26 protein-coding genes are annotated in these 19,216 nt (G+C 31.9%); all 26 read right to left on the bottom strand.

Features of this window, described 5'->3' with window-relative positions; all coding sequences use genetic code 11:
• Positions 1 to 79 precede the first annotated feature (79 nt).
• A complete protein-coding gene (locus G6N05_RS05460) occupies positions 80 to 340 on the bottom strand; it encodes a hypothetical protein (RefSeq protein WP_166125573.1) in 261 nt (86 codons plus the stop codon).
• Between the two features lie 5 nt (positions 341 to 345).
• Positions 346 to 588: a hypothetical protein gene (locus tag G6N05_RS05455; protein WP_166125572.1), complete on the bottom strand. Its 243-nt coding sequence runs from the start codon at positions 586 to 588 to the stop codon at positions 346 to 348.
• 6 nt (positions 589 to 594) lie between these two features.
• The gene (locus tag G6N05_RS05450) at positions 595 to 873 is read right to left on the bottom strand and encodes a hypothetical protein (protein ID WP_166125571.1); all 279 of its coding nucleotides are present in this window, start codon (positions 871 to 873) and stop codon (positions 595 to 597) included.
• Positions 874 to 1,142: 269 nt separating this feature from the next.
• Positions 1,143 to 1,715 carry an NINE protein gene (locus tag G6N05_RS05445; protein ID WP_166125570.1) on the bottom strand — a complete coding sequence of 191 codons (573 nt, stop codon included), beginning with the start codon at positions 1,713 to 1,715 and terminating at the stop codon, positions 1,143 to 1,145.
• Positions 1,716 to 1,804: 89 nt separating this feature from the next.
• A complete protein-coding gene (locus G6N05_RS05440; RefSeq protein ID WP_166125569.1) occupies positions 1,805 to 2,326 on the bottom strand; it encodes a hypothetical protein in 522 nt (173 codons plus the stop codon).
• Positions 2,327 to 2,331: 5 nt separating this feature from the next.
• Positions 2,332 to 3,150 (bottom strand): hypothetical protein, encoded by an 819-nt coding sequence (locus tag G6N05_RS05435; RefSeq protein ID WP_166125568.1) that lies wholly within the window; start codon positions 3,148 to 3,150, stop codon positions 2,332 to 2,334.
• Positions 3,140 to 3,316: a hypothetical protein gene (locus tag G6N05_RS05430; protein ID WP_166125567.1), complete on the bottom strand. Its 177-nt coding sequence runs from the start codon at positions 3,314 to 3,316 to the stop codon at positions 3,140 to 3,142. The genes G6N05_RS05435 and G6N05_RS05430 overlap by 11 nt, the downstream gene beginning before the upstream one ends.
• The gene (locus G6N05_RS05425) at positions 3,316 to 3,864 is read right to left on the bottom strand and encodes a hypothetical protein (protein ID WP_166125566.1); all 549 of its coding nucleotides are present in this window, start codon (positions 3,862 to 3,864) and stop codon (positions 3,316 to 3,318) included. The genes G6N05_RS05430 and G6N05_RS05425 overlap by 1 nt, the downstream gene beginning before the upstream one ends.
• A 34-nt stretch (positions 3,865 to 3,898) precedes the next feature.
• Positions 3,899 to 4,402, bottom strand: a complete 504-nt coding sequence (locus G6N05_RS05420; protein ID WP_166125565.1) for a glycoside hydrolase family 73 protein — start codon at positions 4,400 to 4,402, stop codon at positions 3,899 to 3,901.
• Between the two features lie 78 nt (positions 4,403 to 4,480).
• On the bottom strand, positions 4,481 to 5,032 hold the full coding sequence (locus tag G6N05_RS05415) for a phage holin family protein (RefSeq protein WP_166125564.1): 552 nt from the start codon (positions 5,030 to 5,032) through the stop codon (positions 4,481 to 4,483).
• Between the two features lies 1 nt (position 5,033).
• The gene (locus tag G6N05_RS05410) at positions 5,034 to 5,543 is read right to left on the bottom strand and encodes a DUF7103 family protein (RefSeq protein ID WP_166125563.1); all 510 of its coding nucleotides are present in this window, start codon (positions 5,541 to 5,543) and stop codon (positions 5,034 to 5,036) included.
• A gap of 1 nt (position 5,544) precedes the next feature.
• Positions 5,545 to 6,009, bottom strand: a complete 465-nt coding sequence (locus G6N05_RS05405; protein ID WP_166125562.1) for a hypothetical protein — start codon at positions 6,007 to 6,009, stop codon at positions 5,545 to 5,547.
• Positions 6,009 to 7,472, bottom strand: a complete 1,464-nt coding sequence (locus G6N05_RS05400; protein ID WP_166125561.1) for a hypothetical protein — start codon at positions 7,470 to 7,472, stop codon at positions 6,009 to 6,011. Before G6N05_RS05400 ends, G6N05_RS05405 begins: the two co-directional genes overlap by 1 nt.
• The gene (locus G6N05_RS05395; RefSeq protein WP_166125560.1) at positions 7,472 to 8,020 is read right to left on the bottom strand and encodes a hypothetical protein; all 549 of its coding nucleotides are present in this window, start codon (positions 8,018 to 8,020) and stop codon (positions 7,472 to 7,474) included. Before G6N05_RS05395 ends, G6N05_RS05400 begins: the two co-directional genes overlap by 1 nt.
• A gap of 55 nt (positions 8,021 to 8,075) precedes the next feature.
• A complete protein-coding gene (locus G6N05_RS05390) occupies positions 8,076 to 9,032 on the bottom strand; it encodes a DUF6712 family protein (RefSeq protein ID WP_166125559.1) in 957 nt (318 codons plus the stop codon).
• Between the two features lies 1 nt (position 9,033).
• On the bottom strand, positions 9,034 to 10,362 hold the full coding sequence (locus tag G6N05_RS05385; RefSeq protein ID WP_166125558.1) for a hypothetical protein: 1,329 nt from the start codon (positions 10,360 to 10,362) through the stop codon (positions 9,034 to 9,036).
• A 1-nt stretch (position 10,363) separates the two neighbouring features.
• Complete coding sequence (locus G6N05_RS05380; RefSeq protein WP_225875129.1) at positions 10,364 to 10,705, bottom strand: hypothetical protein; 342 nt, start codon at positions 10,703 to 10,705, stop codon at positions 10,364 to 10,366.
• A gap of 234 nt (positions 10,706 to 10,939) precedes the next feature.
• The gene (locus G6N05_RS05375) at positions 10,940 to 12,529 is read right to left on the bottom strand and encodes a hypothetical protein (protein WP_187003029.1); all 1,590 of its coding nucleotides are present in this window, start codon (positions 12,527 to 12,529) and stop codon (positions 10,940 to 10,942) included.
• Positions 12,519 to 13,097, bottom strand: a complete 579-nt coding sequence (locus G6N05_RS05370; protein ID WP_166125557.1) for a hypothetical protein — start codon at positions 13,095 to 13,097, stop codon at positions 12,519 to 12,521. The genes G6N05_RS05375 and G6N05_RS05370 overlap by 11 nt, the downstream gene beginning before the upstream one ends.
• A gap of 86 nt (positions 13,098 to 13,183) precedes the next feature.
• Positions 13,184 to 14,464: a DNA modification methylase gene (locus tag G6N05_RS05365; RefSeq protein ID WP_166125556.1), complete on the bottom strand. Its 1,281-nt coding sequence runs from the start codon at positions 14,462 to 14,464 to the stop codon at positions 13,184 to 13,186.
• Complete coding sequence (locus tag G6N05_RS05360) at positions 14,457 to 15,197, bottom strand: hypothetical protein (RefSeq protein WP_166125555.1); 741 nt, start codon at positions 15,195 to 15,197, stop codon at positions 14,457 to 14,459. The genes G6N05_RS05365 and G6N05_RS05360 overlap by 8 nt, the downstream gene beginning before the upstream one ends.
• Positions 15,198 to 15,270: 73 nt before the next feature.
• The gene (locus tag G6N05_RS05355) at positions 15,271 to 15,582 is read right to left on the bottom strand and encodes a hypothetical protein (RefSeq protein ID WP_166125554.1); all 312 of its coding nucleotides are present in this window, start codon (positions 15,580 to 15,582) and stop codon (positions 15,271 to 15,273) included.
• A gap of 3 nt (positions 15,583 to 15,585) precedes the next feature.
• The gene (locus G6N05_RS05350; protein WP_166125553.1) at positions 15,586 to 16,152 is read right to left on the bottom strand and encodes a hypothetical protein; all 567 of its coding nucleotides are present in this window, start codon (positions 16,150 to 16,152) and stop codon (positions 15,586 to 15,588) included.
• Positions 16,153 to 16,154: 2 nt separating this feature from the next.
• A complete protein-coding gene (locus G6N05_RS05345) occupies positions 16,155 to 16,835 on the bottom strand; it encodes a hypothetical protein (protein ID WP_166125552.1) in 681 nt (226 codons plus the stop codon).
• 16 nt (positions 16,836 to 16,851) lie between these two features.
• Positions 16,852 to 17,847: a hypothetical protein gene (locus tag G6N05_RS05340; RefSeq protein WP_166125551.1), complete on the bottom strand. Its 996-nt coding sequence runs from the start codon at positions 17,845 to 17,847 to the stop codon at positions 16,852 to 16,854.
• A 31-nt stretch (positions 17,848 to 17,878) separates the two neighbouring features.
• A complete protein-coding gene (locus G6N05_RS05335; RefSeq protein WP_166125550.1) occupies positions 17,879 to 19,207 on the bottom strand; it encodes a S49 family peptidase in 1,329 nt (442 codons plus the stop codon).
• Between the last annotated feature and the right edge of the window lie 9 nt (positions 19,208 to 19,216).

The raw sequence follows: 19,216 nt of genomic DNA, 5'->3' as shown, positions 1-19,216 counted from the left end.
AAGCTGAAAAAAGGACATAAAAAAACCACTCGATTGAGTGGTTTTTAAAAAATATGCGAAGCTGTGCGACTTTTACATATTATAAATCAATATTAGCTTTTAATAAAGCAGATTCCATTTCACGTAAAAAAGATAATTGAAAATCTTGTTCTTCAGAAACATCCCATAAAGATTCATCAGCTGGATTTAAAAGTTTTAAATCAATTAATCTTTTTAATTTCTCCAAAGGGAGTTTACTTAAAAACTCTTGAATAAATTGTCTTTCAATCACATCCATTGGAACTTTATCAAGTGTATCTTGAAACAAAGTTTTTTCAAATTTATAATTTTCTTTTTCCATAATTTTTATTTGCGTTTAAAATACCAGTAAAATTCTAGTGGACTTTCTTCTTTTGGCTGAAAACCTAGTTCTAAAAGTGCTTCATAAACTAAATGTTCATCAATAGCTTTATATGGTAAAATTGTCATTAGCAGATTAGTTAATTGTATAGTTGTAAATTGAAACTCTTTATTTATAATATCTGCAGATTCGTAAGTTTCAGAAATAAGACGTTTTACCTCTTCTTTATAGTTGATAATATCAGGCATAACAAATTATTTTAAATTTTTAAACATACAACTTTGAATATTATCTGAATGAATTTCTTCAATACTATCCAAGTTTTCCAACAAATTACACAGTGCAAGATAAACAGGTGTTAATCTTTTCGCTGTGAAGTTTTCAATTTCATCATCTGGAGCATTAGCTACCGATGAAGTAAACATTTCGTGAAGTAACATTCTCTGATTGCGAAAGTTAACACCACATTCTACAATTGGCTTAATAGCCTGATCCAACGTTAATGGATTTTCTTTTTTTTCTGTACTGGTCATAATACAAATTTTTTAAAAGGTTAAAAAAAATAAGAACTTTATCAAAGGTAACAAATAAAGGAGTTCCTTTTGCGGTCTGACCAATCATTACGAGGAATGAGAATCGGCTGTTTACAGTTGTCCGAAACCTGAGAACTCCAGTATTAATATTTAAAAAAAGAAGTTTTTTGAGAACCTCTGTAATAATTGGTCAAAGCAAAGATAAAAATATTTTTAAAACAATAGTGCATATACCCCAAAAAAGTACAACTAAAGTTAAACTAAATTATTTAATCATAATCTACTCTAATATAAAGTTTCACGTGCTCAGTACCAGGATTAGAAAAACTATCTTCAATTATATACTCATCAATAAATACTTTATAAGAAGAACTTTTTAAAAGTTTATTTACAATTGAAGTTTTATCTGAAGGAATATAACCTAATGTTTCTTCAAATTCATCTTTAACCGCAATTGCATTTGGATCAACTTTATTAGTTGGTTCTGGAACAAGTTTAACTAGCATTCCATCATAACAATTTTTTAAAATATAATTTTTTCTTTTGACAATATGAGTACCTGCAACATAAAAATTATTTGAAAAAGAATATTTCTTTTCTATTTTAGAACCTGTATTATTAGCTTTTACAACTGATTGAACAGGATAATTAATTACAATTTGCTTTTCTTTTAAATTACCAGTAACAATAAGAATAAAATCAATTAAAGTCCATAATCCAAATCCACCAAAAGTGAACAATTGTAGAATTCCAATTAATGTATAACCAAGATAAAATCGATGTATTCCTAATATTCCAAAAAAGAAACAAAGAACTGCTGATGTTGTTTTTGACTTTTGCATAAATTATTTTTTAAGTTGATTCAAATATATAAAAAATGCGAGAACCTTTCAGTATCTCGCACTTCAAACTAAAAAAAATTAACTATAAACTAAGGTAAACAAAACTCATCACCGTCAAACCATTTATTTGGAGACACAACTAAAGGCTCTGTGTTTTTTAAATCAAAATGAAATTCCATACCAAAAACCCCTTCAGAACCTTCCAATTCAATTTCGGAATAATGAGCTGTATCTTTTTGGAAATTATTATATAGCCAACCGATAGCTTCTTTTTTGCTTTCAACATTTATCCTGGACAAAATTTCAAGACCAATAATTTCAGCATCATCAATAGCTTGTTTTTGCGCAGCAAAGTCTTCAGCATCAATTCCTGTAAAACAAATTGAGAAAGACAAAGTTCTGTCGTTAAATGTGCGTTGCTGGTTTCCTGAAAGTTTCCCTTGGTAATTGAAAAAACAAAGAAACGGTATTTGCAAACCATCTACAGTAGCAGTCTTTGATTGAAGCTCCGTTGTAGATGTGCCAACATAATCTTTTATATCAACATGCTTTGCAGCCAAACTACTGAAATACTCATCTACTTTTTTATATGATAAAACTCTTTCTAACATTGTTTTTATTTTTTGTTGGCACGCTCACGTTCACGCATGCGAATTATACTTTCTTCATAAATTTTAAAGAACTGAACTGCGTTTGCTTTTTCAGTTTGCTGTAAATTTCCAAACACCTGAACTTCATCCATGGCCATTGCGTGTATAATTCTGTCGAATGGCTGATATGATTTTTTTATTTTTTTTAAATCTTCAGGAGTTTTTTCTTTTTCTGATTCTTTAGGTTTTGGAAATATAATCGGATAACGTTTTGCAAACAGATCTCGACATCCTTGATATGCCAATGCAATAATTAATTTGTCTTGCATTGGAATTTTATCGGTAAAGTTTGCATTATTTGGCAGCAACAACTTATTAAAAGGAACTCGACGATCATCTAAACCTGCATCTTTGCCTTCTTCACGATACAGAACCGCTACAAGTCTGTGCAGATCTAAATCGTTTTTCTCAAGAATCCAATTGAAAAAGAACGTATCAGCATAAGAAAGCTCCTCAATAGTAACGTTTGACAACCTTTGTGCTGGTCCGATAAATATTTTTTTACCAATTTTAAATTTTTCAGGAAACTTAGTTAAATGCTCATCTTTATCAAAAATCCAACTGCAGTATTCTTCAAGCACAAATAATGGAACTTGCGTAAACAAATAAATGGATTTTATATAACCAACAAAAGAACGCTTTGGCATTATCAAAATAGAAATTAACATCGAAATAAATAATCGATGTGGTAATTTAGATTGTGAATGCACCAACTTTCCGACACGTTTAAGTTGCCATTTACTCAGCTTATTCCAATTTTGCGGAATGGTATAATTAACTCGCATCAAATGTGTTTTTATTTTCCTGAAGAATTTTTCTCTCAAGATGACGAATTTCAACTTCTACTTTTCCGATCTGTAAATACAACGATTCACTTACTGAAGAAAGCATATCTACTTGTGTATATAATCCTTCACGTTTTAATTTTAAATTTCTTAATTGAGCTTCCATTACTTTGTTTTAATTTTTTTGATTAATAAAGAAAATGGATTGTAAATAGCCGAAACACCTTCAACTATTCTAGGCATTAAGTAGATAATAGCTACAACCCAAAGCCACCATGGTATTTGAGAAATTTTTTTACTAAAATATTCATCCGTGGTTTGTTCGAATGATTTATCAGTTTTTGTATCAATAACAGAGCTCGTGTTTTTATCTTGAGTCGCACCAATAATATTTGCTATTTTAAAAGCCATTGCTTCTTCATCAAAAATAAATTGAGTTGAATTGGTTCCAGACTGCTTATTAAAATTAAAATCTCGAAAAGCATCCCGAATGGCTTTATTAACTTCCTCGTTATTTGACCTTAATGGCACAGAAATATTGTCGTTTATTTCCTTATTAGTTTTTGTATCTGAAACTTTATCAGTTGTTTTTTCAGATAATTCTTTAATTTTTGTTTCCGAATTTTTTTCCGAAATCTTCTTTGTTCCGGTACAACTTGAAAGGGCCAGAAATAGGCCAAAGAAAATTATTGATTTTAATATAAATTGTTTCATAAGTGTTGGTTTTATTGGTTTTTAAATGGCCAATCTAAATATGTTTTTGGATTGAATTCGCAACCGATTTTAAGATTATTGCATAATCTGGAGCAGTTGCATAACCAGCCTTTGCCACTTCATCAATAAATTTTATTGGATCATATTTCACTAACAAAGCTTTTGCGTATCTCTTATTTTTGAAAAAGAACTGAGCATGATCGTTGAAACAATCAGCTGGAGTATTATATTTTCTGAAGTAGTCTTTTACTTTGTACTTGAAAAGTTTTCGGCCATTTCTCACAGTCGGTGTGATGCTGATAACAACTGGATACTTCACATTCATTGTTGAATGAAACTCCGATGTAGTAATTAACTGCTCGTTTCCGTTGATTCCATCTGTGTCTTTTACACCAAAAAACATATTACCTGGAGCAAATTTTCCCCAGCCACTTTCAAGTGCAGCTTGTGCCAAAATAGCCACAGCCGAAATTCCTGTTTTATCCTGGACAATTTTTGCATGTGGATAAAATGCTTTTACAAATTCTTTAATAGTCATATTAGTCGATTTTTTTTGAAGTTAAAAACCCATATACGGAGCAAATAACTGCAATGATTAAATAAATTATTAGCGGTTTCATTCTTCTATTTCTTCTTTAGTTTTAAAAATCAATTGCCATTTTTCAGGTAAAAAATGAAATATCTTTTTAAAAATATTAACTCCACCTGAAGCTTCAATATTTTCTCCAATGCTCCAAAGCTCTACTGCAGAAAACAAATACAAAGCAATTACAGGAAGCGTTAATTTTCTCCCCATAAAATCAATAAGAAACTCTTGCTTAAAAATTAGAACATCAACCACAAAAGCAATGAACAGATAAACCATATATTCTGAGAAAATCTTTTTCATCATTTCACGTAAGCCAGTACTTTGGATTTCTAACCAGAAATATTTTTTAAAAGGATTGAACTTCAAACCTTTTTCGACTGCATTTGCGTTAATTCTAGTTAATGTGTCCAAAAATGTAATAATTAAAAACGCCCAAAATGCTGTTTTTAAATCTGTATAATGTGCAAGAACTGTTGAAAGCGAAAGGCAAATAGCTAAATAAATTTCCTTTGAAAATAAATATATTTCGACTCCAGTAATTTTAATATTCTCTAATAAATTGTGTAACCACTTTCTCATACTAATCTAATTTGTTATTATTTTCTCCTGTATAATTAATTATTATTGGAAGCATCCCTATCCATTCAGCTACTAGCAAACTATACCAATTAAATGCGAAATGTCCGAGCATGGATATAATTATGATTAAACCCAAAAACATCTTTAAAAGGCGTTGTTTTGGACTTGAAAATAGTATCATAGCGAATAAGCTACCAATGAAAAATATACCAGCAAATGAGTAGTGAAGAATTGAAAAATCTTTGTGCGGTGTAATGGCTACTCCGATAAGAGACAAACCCAAAATAATTGAATACCATTTGTTACGAGTAAACAAATCGTCTTTACAACCATCTACAATAAGCATTGATCCTGCAAATGTTAGAAATGCCACAAAAACAAAACTATATTCGGAGTAGGCATAGTTTGAAATTGAAGTTCTTATTTCGCCATCAACTGCATACAGAAATATTGGAAGAAAAATCAACCAGATAAAAGAAATGTTTAGTAGTTTTTTGATTCGCTTTTCCATACTATTGAATTTTATTTCCTTCTATAAAAATTTCGTCTTTAATTTCATCTGAAACGCTTAACATATTAGCAAGATTGATGAAATCCTTATGGTATCTGTTGAAGCTTACCGCATCTTCTAATCTGTCAATAAGTTCATCTTTATCATCTTGTGTAAAAAGTTCCGTTACTGCTAAATTTTGCATATAAGTAAGAATAATATCGTAGCTATAAATTGTACTTCTACGTATCTGAATTTTAAACTTCATCCGTGAAATTTCTTCAGGAACTACAATTACTTCTACGTAAGCTTCATACCAATTTGAGCCGTTCCATTTAGGTGTTTTAAATTGAGTATTTGGTAATATTTCAGTCAATGTCCATTCAGAGACTAATTCACCATTAATAACATTGTTTTCATTCTCCAATAAAAAATCATCGGAATAGACACCTCCAAAATTTTCAAAATTTATAATTCTTACTTTCATTATATCTCTTCTAAAATTATGTGAGTTGTTAAACAATAGAATTTATTCACTGTTGCAGCTGCCGCAGGATCATTTGAAGCAATCGCATATACAATCATTGCGTTTTCAGGAATTAATATGTTTGAATTTATATTTACAACTAAATACGTACCGTCATTAGTTTCACCATAAGAAACAATATTATCATAAATTACAGTTGGATTTATATGTATTATTGGAGATAAAGTATTTTTTTCATAATATCCAATTAAAAACCTATCGTTGGGTCTGTAATAACTAAATCTCGCCTCAAGAACTAGTTTCTTTAAATTTGAGTTGTAAGCAGAAATTGCAATAGGAACAACACCTGAATTTGTAAGTAATGAAACAGCATTTGATGTTGCTCCTGGTTGTGATGATTTTAAAGTGTTTCCAGAATTCCAACCTACACCATTTGCAGAATCTGTGGTTACAAAAAAAAGGTTTTGATTTAATTGCCACGAAGAACAGTCAGAAATGATTTGAACGCGTTTTGAAACCAACTCACTAACAGGTTTCATTCCTTGAGTTCCATCGGCATTTTTTAAATAAACTTTTTCAACATCAACCGTTGAAACTTTATCTAATTTTCCTGATAAATCAACCCAACTTTTATAATGCTCTTCTAAAGTTGATGATCTCATCATAAAATCAATTCTTTCCTTACTTGGAATAACTAAGTTTGTTGCAGATTTAAAAATGTAAAAAATATCTTCACTTGCTTCAAAATGATTGAATACTATTGGATTTGTAGTGTCATTAATAAATGTAAAAATTTTTCCTTCATGTGGATTCTCAGCTGTAGAATCACCATAAATTAATGAAGTTGAAAGTCCTTTAATATTTACAATTGTGCCTTGCAAAAGAATAACTCTTCTACCTTCTTTATTCAAAGGAATCACAATATTAGTACCTGGAGCAACGCCTGTGTAAAGTTGAATTTTGTCAAACTCTTTTTGTTGATATAAATTTCCTAAAGTTGGTGGTGTAGGATCTCCTACAGATGCATCAGTAACAGGAATAAATGTATAATCTAAAGTATTAACCGGTTTCGATTCAGCAACAGGATTCTCTTCAACTTCAACTCCCTGAACTAAAACAAAGTTATTGTTAGTATCAAGAACAACTCTATCAGTTCTTACCATTCCTGCAGCACATAACGGAATAGTAATTTCTTGATCAGCTGGTCTTAAATAATTTATTCCGTTGATATTCCATTCTGTTCCAGCAATACCTGTAAACAACTGGCCTACTTTTGTAAAGCTATTATCGACAAAAATTGTATTTACAACAGTGAAATTTTCAATTATTCCTTGACATAACTCAAGAATCTGTTGAGCTAAAGCTGCAGCATCAATCGCATCTTGTGCTGCGTTTTCATCAACATAAACTTCAATAATTTCTTGCGGATTAGTTTCCTCAATATTTACATCAATATTTTCCATTATCGTGTTACTGATTTTTTAACTGTTATTTTTCCTTCTATGTAATAAATATTTGTTGAAGTACCTGTGAAAAGAATATCGTAGTAATACGTTTCATTACACAATTCTTTTGTTTGATTTGCAGTCATTGAAATATTTAGAACATTATTATCGTCTCCAGAAATAGCAAGTCCTGCAGTTAGATCAAGTGTTAAAATTGCTGAAGAATGTTTTGAAGATTTTACCTGCAGTTTAATTGCGGTGTAAGCAGTTAAATCCAAAGGAACATCAGCTTTTATGAAAGTCATTCCCACTGCATGACTTTCATTTTGACGAACCGAGAAATCGTATTTACCTACTTTACCTCTTGAGATTAAATTATCATTAACCGTCGGAGTAGATTGAACAGATATTGCTCTAAATACGACGCTTGATGATGCACTTGTACTTAAAGAAGATAATGTTCCGGCTTCTGCTAATTGACGAATGAAAACCGCTTCTGAGTCAGTTTCAGCAATTAATTTAATATCGTCTATTCCGTTTGTTGTTGGTACTGCTACTACACGCATTTGATTTATTTTTTATCAAAAATATTTACTGAAGAATTTTTTTAAAAGGACAAGACTATAAAGCCAATCCTGTTTTTAATTTTTGTATTTTATTTTGTAACCCTATTTCTTTTTTGTCTTCGTAACAATTGAAAATAATAGGATTTTCAATAAAAAGTTTCTTGATTTTTTTTAGATATTCTAAACCAGATGTTTCACGATCTTTTCTTAAACGCTCGAGCTTTAATTCATCCAGTTCCATTTTATTACGTTCCCATGGAAGCTCCTCTGAAGAAACAACTAAAGAAGATTGTGTTACAGAAAAAGTTCCGGCAACAGCTGCTTTAGAAATTGTAAAAGCTACAACGGACATTTCCGTAAGCTCCTGAACTCTTTTTACGATTGGATCTGTAGAAATAGTTTTAACAAAATCAAGCGTGCATTGTCCGAACATCGGATTTATATAACGCTCCTCCACCTCAATCATGTAAGGCTTGAGTGCTAAAAATGTTTTTCTAGAATTCTGAATATCAAAATAAGAATTGAAGGTTTTGGTGTGACGAACGATTCCGGATTTGAAAACTGTGTAATAAGAAGAATCAACCCACTCTTGAAAATCAGATTCGTTTTCTTCCATAATTTCAAAAACAGAATCAAGAGCTTCGTTTGCAGTTTCTAAAAGTGAACGTTTTAAATCGCGAACATCTTTCCAATCTGCAGGCTTGCTTTTATCTGTCTCAGGAACTTTTAAACCATGATTTGTAACCTGTAAATTAATTATTGGCAGCGCTAATAATAATGCATAATGAGCAGCTGCTTCTTCAAGTAATACTTTAACTAAATTTATCGGTTCATCATTACCTTCAACATAAGTATGAACGATAATTGAATCATATTGTTCACGGCCAATTAATCCAATAATATATTTGCGTTCAGCTCTTTTTGTATAAGGTAGAACTTTCTTAAAATCGAATGAAGCCGAAACAACTATGTGCTTTTTTAAATCTTCAATTGTATTTATTAGTTGCGCCATATTAATTTACTATTTGGTTTTGTCCTGATTTTTCTTTGTCGAGTGTAGTAAGAACCATGTTTGGAAAACAACCTTCTAAATTAGGATCCCATAAATTAAAATCTCTAGTTAAATCCCATACCTCAAGTGTGATTTCTCTGCGTGGTTTTAAATTTGCACAAAGAATATTGTAAGCCTCGCGCTTATCTGATCCACTACCTGATAAATTTTTCCCTCCAGGGATTCCTAAACCTATAATGCAAGGATCTACTCCTAATGCAAATAAGATTTCAGAGTTAGCAGCTGATGCGTCTGGAAGATAAGAACCATCTTGCAAGTGGTTTTGAATTGGTTCGACTTTAATTCCTTCTACAAACTTTCCGTTTTCTTCAAAAACTGGAGAAATAAGCGATCGACCACCTGCAGAATTACCAGACATGTGTTCGTCAATAGCAGCTACTAATTCATTACGAATTTTTTGTCTTTTATCAGCGTCGAAATCCTCCCACTCTTCTTTATAAAAGTTTTCAAAGTATTGCTCTGACACATAAATTATATATTTTATGTGAGCTTGGTTCTGAAAAATTGCTTGTTTTAATTCCGGAACAGAATTAGCAACATCCATCCATCCATTTCTGTCAACTGCGTGCCATCCAGGTTTAGGATAATAACTTTCATCGATTAGTGGATAATAAGAAGGATAGATAAATTCATAAAATTTATTTTCTTGACACCAAATACGAACTTCTTCAGCAGACATATATGGATCAACAACAGGAACAGAAATAGTATATTCTTTATTATCATTGCTCCAGTCTGAATTGATATAAACATTTTTAATTACACCATCCTTGTCCATTTTTTCGAAACGACACCAAGCAGCCTTTTGTCTTCGAACTGAAGTAATTTTTTTAAAGTCTTTTGAAACAACAAAATGTGCAAATCCAATATTAAATAAAGTTTGATCTGCAATTATTTCATTCCAAAATCTATTTAATTTTGAATTTCTGACAAACTGCTGAATTTCAGGATACTTTAAAAAAGGAACAATTTTTTTTACCGAAGCTCCATTTTCATCCGCCGACTCGAGTTGAAGTTGAAACCCACTACCATAGTGAGCATTTTGCAAAGCACCAACTCCACCTACTGCAGATCCGTTTTTCAAATATTTTTTATTATAAAAATTTTGAGGATACAAATTATCAGAACCCCATGGAATTATTTCTCCTTTAACTTCCTGATTTGCATTATCAATAGGAATGGCTTTTGGCTTAACAAATTCAGTATTTAAATTTGTCATTGCAAGAGTTGCTTTTCCTACGTGTACTCCGATTGAATTAAAATGTCTCATGCTAATAATTGACGAATGTTCCGTTAAATCTGATTATATATCTAATTTTTATTTTTTTAATCTGTCCAGACTCCAGCTCAATATTCCTAGTTTCATTTTGCCAGTGGTTAGGGTTTTTTCTCGAGCGATGTTTTCTGTAAAAATGCTCAGCTTCTACAAATGGTTTTCCTTTTAATTTTTGGCCAACTAAAACTTTTGCATTCTTGTAAGATTTTAAAACTCCACCTGATTTATTGTATTTATTGAAAGTGCGAACTTCTAAATCAAAACTTACAGGATTTCCATCAGCATTTTTTTTTTTCATTAATTCTAAAACCTGTCTCAAAAAAATATGTTTTTCCATAATTCAAAATTCGTTATACAATAGAAGTGTTAAAAGGACATATAAAAACTACCTTGATTTGTTTCTGTAATCTCACTGTTAAAAAATAACTTATTGATTATCAAAATATTAGCCTAAAAATTTATTTTTATTTTCTCATATTTAACGATTCTGCCGGCCTGCCCCTGTCCTACATCTACACTTTCCTTTTAAAAAATAGCGATATATGCCACGATTTTAGTGGGTAAAAAAATTTTAAGGTTTCATTAAATTCATTGATTGACCTTTAAACAAAGGCAATGAGCCACGGTCGCCGTTGTCTGATATCAATCTCTGTACCTGCTTGTGGTATCTCCAGTACAACGGTATGTCAAACGTATCGGAGAAGTGAGTGGCGTGTTCTTGAGGTGTTGTCTTAGACTTCTCACTTCGTTTATCTTTGACAATTGTATTCGGTTGGTTACCTTCCATTGCTGGTGCATTCTCTAATGAGATGATTAAGTCTGGACAATTGTTTTCGTTTATCTCAACAACCGGCAATCCTTTGATTCCTCCGTACTTCAATATGTAATTCAATACGATAAACTTCTGATTATGTGGAGGGTTCTCATGCTTACGAGTCTTATAGATAACCTTCCATCCGTTGCGTTTGAATGCAGCTCCAGCCTGTTCAGCAAACGTAAGCTTTGAGTTAGGTGTCTTACTATTACCATTACGATCATAGTAGAACTCAATAACATTGTTCCCTTTCTTCATTGGCTCGTAGTAAGGAGCAAACTCTTCATCAATTAGATCATCAATAATCTTTGGAGAATTAACATAGAATGTTTTAAGACAGCGATATCTTTCGCCCTGGTCCTGAGACACAGTCATCGTCATGATGTTACCCCAGTCAATAGTAACGATCAATGGCTTGCTTCTCATATAATCAGTGTCTTGTCTACAATTAAAGTCTTTCTTTGTCGCCTTAACACCAACTTCCTGCAGATATAAATTATCATAAGCATAACGGTAATAATGCTTCTTTGGATCTAATGATGGATAAAATCCTTTAGTAGTTTTCTTAGGCCTGATATTCTTAATCTCAGCATCATAATGAACCTGTGATGGAGCTTCATCCCTCATTCTTTCAAACCAGTCTTTTGATAAGTTTTGTTTGTTAGCAAAAGCATTGGCTTTAATAAATAAAACTTTCCATGGCTTCTTTTTCGCAACCTTTTCTAAATCAGTAAACCACTGACCTTTTTGAGTCATTGCAACTGAAGAAGCATAAATTTCAGCATTACATAAAGGTTTATCATCATACAACCCACCACAAGTAGAACGATTAGTTGTTTGAACGTTGTTATATAAACGCTCTTTATCTAATAACACAGCTTCATCTCCAACAACAAAGCTTGAATTTAATCCACGTCCTGAATCCGGCATATCATTAGAAACCAAAACCATTATAAAACCATTAGAAAAATGCATGACATTATCCCATTTCAAAGGAGACTGAAACGGCATTTCATAACCTAATTTTTTGCCTGATCTTCCTACTACATAATCGATATCTTCATATATTCCAAACATTGCTAATCCCTGTTTAGTAGAAGGAAGTGTACGAGATAACATTTGTTGATATGTTTCTCCAACAAGCACTCCAGTAGCTTTGGGCATTTGAATTAAAGCTTCTTTAATGAACCATCCTAAAATAGTCGATTTTCCTGTTCCTCTAGACCATTCTAAAACAATCATTTTAATCCAAACCAATACGTTTTTTACAGGATTTAAAACTTTTTTTCTTGGAATCTCAACTGCAGCTAACTGAGGAAGATTTAGTGAAACTTCTTTATTCTTCATCATCATCAACCTCCTTTACTTCTTGAAATGGAATATTTTCAGAATCCACCATATTAAAGTCAAACAGCCCTCCATCACCTCTTTGACGAATAATCTCAAGAGCTGCAGGATCTGCTTTGATAATATAAGTTTGAGCCTGTAATTTTTCAGGATCAAAATTAATGTCGTTATCCTTGTTGAAGTTCCCTAGTTTTATACGCTGAGCAAGAACTCTTAACTCTAAATCTCCATCACCATTTTTAATAGCACGCTGCTGAAGTCTCATTAAATCTTCTTCAATCAAATACCTTTTTGCTTCAATTTGATTTTTAAAAACATCTCCAAAAACAGACATTGAGTCATTTACATATCTATAAGCTTGAGCTCTTGAACACCCATCATTAAAAAGAACGTTCATTGCTTGTTCCTTGGAATGATAGTTACACAACAAGTTCCATGCTTTGTATAATTTCAAACGAATTTTTTCTTGGTTATCTGAAAGAGTAACTTTATCAGGACCTTTTAGATAATACTTTCTGATTTTATCAAGTGTGGTTTCTTTTTTTCGTAAAATCAATTCTCCAGCCATATTGTTGAATTTTTACGCAAGGTTTTAAAAAGGAAAGTGTATAAAAAGGACAAAAAGAAAAGCCACTATCTCTAGTGGCTTTCAGGTTATTCTAAATATTTGTCGAGATCTGTTTTGGACAAAATTTGTCCATTTCTGTAAACTTCATATTCCAAATGATTATCACGCATATATTTTGTCCAACGTTTAACATTCACATCTACGAATCCTGGTTCCAGCTCCAAACATCTTGCTTGTCTCCAAGTTTGCTCACATGCAATAATCGTTGTTCCTGATCCTGTAAACGCATCACCCACTAAATCCCTTTGTTTTGAGCTGTTTTTTATAATGTAAACAAATAATGGTACAGGTTTCATAGTTGGATGATCCTCGCTTTTAGTTGGGCGATCAAACTCTAAAATTGTAGTTTGTTTTCGGTCCGAGTACCAAGGATGTGCTTCGCCTTCTTTCCAACCATAAAGACACGGTTCGTGTTTCCAGTGATAATCCTGACGCCCCATTACAATAGAATTTTTCAGCCAAATAAGACATTGAGAAAGTTTAAATCCTGAATCTTTCAAAGCTTTACGAAAATTTATTCCTTCAGTATCAGCATGGAAAACATAAAGTGGACAACCAGGAGAAGCTTTTGAAAAAGCTGCAGTATAAAAACCTAAAAGGAAATCGTAGAAATCATCCGATTTCATTTTGTCATTTTGAATTTTTAATTTGTCTTTTGTACCACCTTCATAATCTACATTATAAGGAGGATCAGTCAAAATCAATCTAAACAATTCATTCTGAAGTAATTTATCATAAACCGTAACATCTCTACTATCACCACAAATCAACCTGTGAGTTAATTTTTTCTGTAAACTTCTAAACTCGTAAATATCTCCAGTAACAGAAATTGGATTGACCGGTAATTCAGGTTCAAACTCCTCTTCTTCTTCATTAAAAAGATCAAGAGAAATATTATCTTCAGGAAGAGGAATGGCACTCACATCTAAACCTAATTCCAATAAATCAATATCAACAAAAATTGCGTTTAAAATATCGACATCCCATTCTCCAGTAGGAACATTAGAGCTAATATTGTAAATTTTAAATTCTTCTTCAGTAAGCGTTCTGCTAGGAACACGCACATCTATTAATTCATCACCACGGCCGAGCTCTAATAGAACCACTACTCTCTGATGTCCTGCAATAATCATATTATCTGTATTAATTGCAGGTATTTCAGCAAGATTGAAACGCTCTAAACTTGCTTTTAATTTTTCTTTTTTCTCATCCGACAATTTTCTCGGATTATATTCATAAGGAATTAGATCCGAAACTTTTCTTTTTTCGGTTGACCATTCCAAAGGCGACAATATCAAATCACTCATTTTTCAATAAATTTCTAATTGTTTCTAAATCGATTAATAATTGCTGTAGTTGTTCTTTTTTTCGATTATACAGATTTAGTTTAGTACGGTCTTCAGGAGAAGCTTCAACTTCTTGAGATAATTTATCCAGGGTTTTATTCCTTTTTGAAATTGAAGTTTGAAGTTGATCGCGACGCTTTACTAATTGTATGCCATTCAATTTGGTAAAGTCCTCAGTTTCTTTCATTGGCATAATTCGATTATAATCTTTCCAATGATTAAGAACAAACCAAGCTCTATCTATTTTCTCCCAAAGAATCTCAAGTTTAAAAATTAAATCAAACGCTTCTTCTTCAGCATCTGGATGCAACATGTTTAACTTAAACTTCAGCTCACAAGCTTCATAAAAGTCTGAAATTCTATTTCTATATGTTTCATGTAATTCCATTGGATACATGGCCATATTTTCTTTATCTAAAGAAGTAGTTGCATCTTTATTTTTAAAATCCTGAAGTATTGGTTCAATTACTCGTGTTTTTACTTCTTCTGTTGTAATTTTTTCGCTTTGCTTTATAATTACTGCAGATTTATTATTTAACGCTTTCTTGAGCTCATATTTCAATTTCAGTAAATTAGAAATATTTTCACGCTGAATGCTTTTTAAAAACAAATTGCTTTTAAAAGGCAAAGAAGCATATATCATTAATCCTTCTTGATACGTACCATTTTTATCAAACCATTCTTGTATATCCATAAAATCAATATAAAAAAAGCCAATCAATAGACTGGCTTTTCTTCTTTAAAACAACACAACACGAATATCTAAATTATTTAGATTCTAAAATTTTAATTCTAGCCTCAGCTTCTTCCTTAACTTTTGCAATATCAGGTTTAGCCAATGCCAAAATTTTAACATCTTGTACTCTTCGAGCTTTTCTAATTAGATCGATTAAATCATTAACCTTTTCTTTTTTAAATAACTCTTCAGCACCTTCTTTCAATCCTAAATGATGAAAGCCAGTTTTATAAACTTCTAACGAATTATTAGGAATTCCAGTTCGTAAATCAAACCTTGATCCATCATTTAAAATGAAAGAACAAGGTATTTGTAGATTTACTATTTCAAAAAATTTCTTCATCCGTTAAGGAATTACAACAGGCTCTTGAATTGTACTTTCATAAACAATTGGTAACGAAAACGCCTCAATTGTAAATTGAACACCTTTGTTATCCTCACCACCTTTACCTGTAGTACCTTCAACCTCGCTCATGTAAGCTGGATTGAATTTATCTCCAACTAAACGTTTTTGTCCGTCTCGTTCAGTAACAATAAACACCATAGGGATGTTTTTGAAAGTTCTGATGTAACCTAAAAGTTTTTTCGAGTTACCAGGAATATAAAAATCAAAAGATGATTTCGATTTTTTATTTCCTTTATTTCCAGGAGCTGAAACTTTTACTTCTCCCATATCTGACTGAACAGTCATTCTACCAAATCCTTTACCTGCAGAAAACACAATTGGAGAAGCTACAGTAACTGCAGATTCAAAATCATATCCTACGTCACCAGGATTCAAAGGCATTGGAAAAGTAGTGATTTGTGAGTGTACAGCGTAATATACACCTACTTCTGAAACTCCTGCTTGTATTTCTGAATTGATACAAGCTTCTAAGTTTTCATTTGCAATATCTTCAAAACAATTTGCCATGCTTATTTTTTTAAAGGTTTAACATAAGATACTCCTCCTTGGATCATTAGTTCCATCGATTCTGTATCTTCCATCCATTCTTTTTGAGTTTTCACAACATCTGCGAAACGGAAAGCTTCTGGAGCTTCTTCATCAAAAACATATTTAATCCCATTTCCGGCTTTAAAATGTTTTGAAGTTTTACCTTCAGGAACTTTTTCTACAACTGGAGAAGCTTCAACAGCTTTAAGTTGAGTTAATGCAGTGTCTAATGCTTCAGGTTCAATTTCAAACAAATCAAAACCAATGTGTTTTTTCAACACTTCAGATCTTGTTTTTGCATTTTCAATTACTACATTTTCAGCTGCAGTTCTTACTTCTTCCAAAGTAGAAGTATTGAAATCAACACCTAAAAGTTCAGAAATTAATGCAGCTTTACCTGCAGATAATTCCTTTGCTTCGTTTTCCGCTTCAGCTTCTGAAATAGCTGTTTTTAAATTTTCTATTGAAAATTCAGCAAACAACTCTTTATCAAAACCTAACTCAACAGCTCTTTTTAAAAGATCTTCGTGTTCAGATTTTTGATTTTCTGCAGTTTTTAAAGCGGTTTCAGCTTTAGAAATAGCTTTTTTTAACTGAGGTTCAGTAAGAGTCTCGGCATTCTCAATGCCGAGCTCTTTTGCTTTTTTTATTAATGCTTCCATTGATATAAACTAAAGATTATAAAGACTCTTCAGGATAGTACAATCCATTCAAAGTAGCATTACCTAAACCTCTTGTAGTTCCAACGGTGTCGTTCATGAATACTAATTCATTTACTGCATAATCGTAACCAAGTGTGAACTCAGCAAAAACTTTGATTTTGTAATCTTGTTTTTGTACATCAGTAATCGTTGCAGGGTTTTCGATAACATCGATCATTCTTGCAAAGTTTCCATCAATTGTAGCAGAAAGTTTATTATTGTCCATTCCTGGAACTGCAATAATTGTTCTACCACCTAAACGAGTTTTCAAACCTTTCTCCATTGAGAAGTCAGTGTTTTTTCCGAAAACATCTTCGTATAATAAAAGATAGTTTTCTGCATTTGTAACCGACATTTTAATTTCTTTTACAAATGGTTTGTACGTTTCCGGAAACCCTCTTTCGAATTTCAAAACTTCATCCAAAATGTTTGTACTAGACAAAGCATTAGTAGGAATTTTGAAACAAGGATTATCCGTGTTGGCCATTAAATCCGTGTGGATTTTATTTAAACCGTTCATTGATGCTCCAAATACTGTTGGAGTTGCAGCATTGTAAACCGCTTTAACAGATAAATAGTTAACATCAGAGATAATTTTCTGTCCTAAAACCGTCATAACGTGTTTAGAGATAGTTTTATCTTTCAAGTCTACTCCTTCATCATATTTTTGCTCAATCCAAGATCCTAAAATCTCAGCAGGAACAAAACCGAAGTTTACTTTCTGATGATAATCTTTCATTTGTTTTCCACGGAACTGAACGTCCGCCATTTCTGTCCAAGTAGGTTGGAACGCCTGTACAACATGCCCCAAAAGACTATGAACCGTTGCGTACTCACCTCTAACTTTAGGGATCAGTTTAGCATACTTGTTCAATAGAATTTCAGTAGACATGATGTTGCCCATTAAGATTGTCGGATTTTGAGCCGCAAACTTTTTGGTTTCTTCTAATACCTGATCGATATTTACTGACATAGCCTAATATTTATTAAAGATTAAAAATTAATTAAATTGAGTTGTAAACTTTATTGTGAGCTGCATTTGCATCCACAATGCTTTCTTCTTCAACATTATCACCATCTGATTTTGGTGTTTTCGGTTTTGCTCCTGGTTGAGCTCCATACTCAGCTACTTTTTCACCTAACATTTTAATGTTAGCTTCTGGAGTTGCAGCAGAAGTTAAACCTGCAGTAGTTACAGCCTCAGTAACAGCAGAAGTTAATCCTGTTACTTTTTCTTTTTCTGCAGTAACGTTATCTTTTTCAGTTTGTAATAAAACTGCATTACCACTTAAAGCAGCTTCAATAGTTTCTAATTGAGCCTCCGTAAGCTGCACTCCTTTTTTACCAGTAATTGTTGCAAGAGTTGGAATTCCTTCTCCTTCAATACTTACTAACTTTTGAATTTCAGCGAAATTTTTTGTTTTTTTAGACATAACTTTATTTTTTGAATTTGTTTTATTTGAATTGTTTTTTGAAGTTTTAGACAATTCAAAAGCTTTATTAATTGCATCCTGAAGAGTTCCAAGAGAATCAATTAAACCTTTTGATAAGGAATCAGAAGCGTTCCAAGTTCCACCTGCGAAAACAGATTTATCTACATTAGATCTTACTGCCTTTATATCATTAATAAAATCTTCAGCAATTGGATCTAATTCTGTTTTTATATATAATTCTGGATTTCCTTTTAATAACTCTTCAAATGGTTTGTTTTTTTCTGTAGATCTCGTAGCATATTCAGTTATAACTTTTGCTCCCATTTTTTCATAAATACCTGAAACATCTATGAAATGAACCATTACTCCAATACTTCCAATTGCATCAGCTCTGTTATTAGCAATAATATGATTAGCAGCTGAACCTATATAATAAGCAGCTGAACACATCATTCCATCTGTATAAGAAACAACTGGTTTCGAATATGATTTGATGTAATCATAAAATTCTGGAGTTCCCGAAACTTGACCACCTCCTGAATCTATATCTAATACGATTCCAACACAGTTAGAATCTTTGGCATAATTTTCCATTATTGCCATTTTAGATTTAGTTCCAGCTGGACCACATTCCTGGTTATATTTATAAATTGGATTTTTTAAATTTATGACAGCTACATATTGATCATTATTACTTTCATTGTTAAATGAATCAGCTGCTATTAAATTTGATTTGGATTTTTTACTTGAGACAAAAACCTCTGGTTCTATCTCATCAGAAGTGATACTGATATTTTGACCTTCAATTATAGAAAAAAGAGAAGGCAACAAAGAATAGCCGTAAGATTCATGAATGAACCATTTACCACTTATTAAAGAATGTATGTTTTTTATACTCAAAACAAAAAA

This window comes from Flavobacterium bernardetii, from assembly GCF_011305415.1.
Taxonomy (GTDB): Bacteria; Bacteroidota; Bacteroidia; order Flavobacteriales; family Flavobacteriaceae; genus Flavobacterium; species Flavobacterium bernardetii.
Note: the sequence above shows the minus strand (reverse complement) of the source record. Positions and strands in the feature narration are given on the sequence as shown.

Coding starts and splice junctions, on each gene's coding strand:
- G6N05_RS05340 (WP_166125551.1), bottom strand. CDS start 17,847: ATGTCAGTAAATATCGATCAGGTATTAGAAGAAACCAAAAAGTTTGCG.
- G6N05_RS05395 (WP_166125560.1), bottom strand. CDS start 8,020: ATGCGTGTAGTAGCAGTACCAACAACAAACGGAATAGACGATATTAAA.
- G6N05_RS05450 (WP_166125571.1), bottom strand. CDS start 873: ATGACCAGTACAGAAAAAAAAGAAAATCCATTAACGTTGGATCAGGCT.
- G6N05_RS05345 (WP_166125552.1), bottom strand. CDS start 16,835: ATGGAAGCATTAATAAAAAAAGCAAAAGAGCTCGGCATTGAGAATGCC.
- G6N05_RS05425 (WP_166125566.1), bottom strand. CDS start 3,864: ATGAAACAATTTATATTAAAATCAATAATTTTCTTTGGCCTATTTCTG.
- G6N05_RS05445 (WP_166125570.1), bottom strand. CDS start 1,715: ATGCAAAAGTCAAAAACAACATCAGCAGTTCTTTGTTTCTTTTTTGGA.
- G6N05_RS05400 (WP_166125561.1), bottom strand. CDS start 7,472: ATGGAAAATATTGATGTAAATATTGAGGAAACTAATCCGCAAGAAATT.
- G6N05_RS05350 (WP_166125553.1), bottom strand. CDS start 16,152: ATGGCAAATTGTTTTGAAGATATTGCAAATGAAAACTTAGAAGCTTGT.
- G6N05_RS05435 (WP_166125568.1), bottom strand. CDS start 3,150: ATGCGAGTTAATTATACCATTCCGCAAAATTGGAATAAGCTGAGTAAA.
- G6N05_RS05405 (WP_166125562.1), bottom strand. CDS start 6,009: ATGAAAGTAAGAATTATAAATTTTGAAAATTTTGGAGGTGTCTATTCC.
- G6N05_RS05380 (WP_225875129.1), bottom strand. CDS start 10,705: ATGGAAAAACATATTTTTTTGAGACAGGTTTTAGAATTAATGAAAAAA.
- G6N05_RS05440 (WP_166125569.1), bottom strand. CDS start 2,326: ATGTTAGAAAGAGTTTTATCATATAAAAAAGTAGATGAGTATTTCAGT.
- G6N05_RS05355 (WP_166125554.1), bottom strand. CDS start 15,582: ATGAAGAAATTTTTTGAAATAGTAAATCTACAAATACCTTGTTCTTTC.
- G6N05_RS05385 (WP_166125558.1), bottom strand. CDS start 10,362: ATGAGACATTTTAATTCAATCGGAGTACACGTAGGAAAAGCAACTCTT.
- G6N05_RS05390 (WP_166125559.1), bottom strand. CDS start 9,032: ATGGCGCAACTAATAAATACAATTGAAGATTTAAAAAAGCACATAGTT.
- G6N05_RS05375 (WP_187003029.1), bottom strand. CDS start 12,529: ATGAAGAATAAAGAAGTTTCACTAAATCTTCCTCAGTTAGCTGCAGTT.
- G6N05_RS05360 (WP_166125555.1), bottom strand. CDS start 15,197: ATGGATATACAAGAATGGTTTGATAAAAATGGTACGTATCAAGAAGGA.
- G6N05_RS05370 (WP_166125557.1), bottom strand. CDS start 13,097: ATGGCTGGAGAATTGATTTTACGAAAAAAAGAAACCACACTTGATAAA.
- G6N05_RS05430 (WP_166125567.1), bottom strand. CDS start 3,316: ATGGAAGCTCAATTAAGAAATTTAAAATTAAAACGTGAAGGATTATAT.
- G6N05_RS05420 (WP_166125565.1), bottom strand. CDS start 4,402: ATGACTATTAAAGAATTTGTAAAAGCATTTTATCCACATGCAAAAATT.
- G6N05_RS05415 (WP_166125564.1), bottom strand. CDS start 5,032: ATGAGAAAGTGGTTACACAATTTATTAGAGAATATTAAAATTACTGGA.
- G6N05_RS05410 (WP_166125563.1), bottom strand. CDS start 5,543: ATGGAAAAGCGAATCAAAAAACTACTAAACATTTCTTTTATCTGGTTG.
- G6N05_RS05455 (WP_166125572.1), bottom strand. CDS start 588: ATGCCTGATATTATCAACTATAAAGAAGAGGTAAAACGTCTTATTTCT.
- G6N05_RS05460 (WP_166125573.1), bottom strand. CDS start 340: ATGGAAAAAGAAAATTATAAATTTGAAAAAACTTTGTTTCAAGATACA.
- G6N05_RS05365 (WP_166125556.1), bottom strand. CDS start 14,464: ATGAGTGATTTGATATTGTCGCCTTTGGAATGGTCAACCGAAAAAAGA.